Source organism: Dictyoglomus sp., assembly GCA_025060475.1.
Lineage (GTDB): Bacteria > Dictyoglomota > Dictyoglomia > Dictyoglomales > Dictyoglomaceae > NZ13-RE01.
Map to the genome: position 1 here is coordinate 1 of JANXBZ010000077.1, position 515 is coordinate 515.

At 40.6% G+C, this 515-nt stretch carries 1 protein-coding gene; it reads right to left on the reverse strand.

Annotation, left to right across the window (positions count from 1 at the left end):
- Positions 1-117: 117 nt before the first annotated feature.
- The coding region (locus NZ841_08585) for an RtcB family protein (protein MCS7202815.1) at positions 118-515 on the reverse strand (398 nt) is incomplete at its 5' end.

Genomic DNA, 515 nt, shown 5'->3' on the forward strand with positions numbered 1-515 from the left:
TAAGCTGAGATGGAACCCCATTTACAAGATGAATATCCTGTGTAAGTAAACCTTCTTTCTGAAAAACATAAAATATTGGATAGACATTGGCATACTGAATCCAGCCTACTTTTAATTTCATCCCTTTATTACACCCATTGGTTTTAGTTTTACCACTTTTAAGGCAATACCTGCATTATGAACAACATCTACGACATTTGATACATCTTTGTAAGCATCAGGCATTTCCTCTGCCAAGGTTTCTTTACCAGCGCTCCTTACTATTATTCCCTTTTCAGCAAGCTCTTGCTTAATTGATCTTCCTTTTGCCTGCTTTATTGCCTGATTACGGCTTAAAAGTCTTCCTGCACCATGACAGGTAGAGCCAAAGGTCTCTTCCATAGCCCTTGGAAGTCCTACAAGTACAAAAGAGACTCTTCCCATATCACCGGGAATCAAAACTGGTTGTCCGATCTCTTTATAGCAGTCTGGCAGTTCTGGATGACCCTTTGGAAAGGCACGGGTTGCACCTTTTC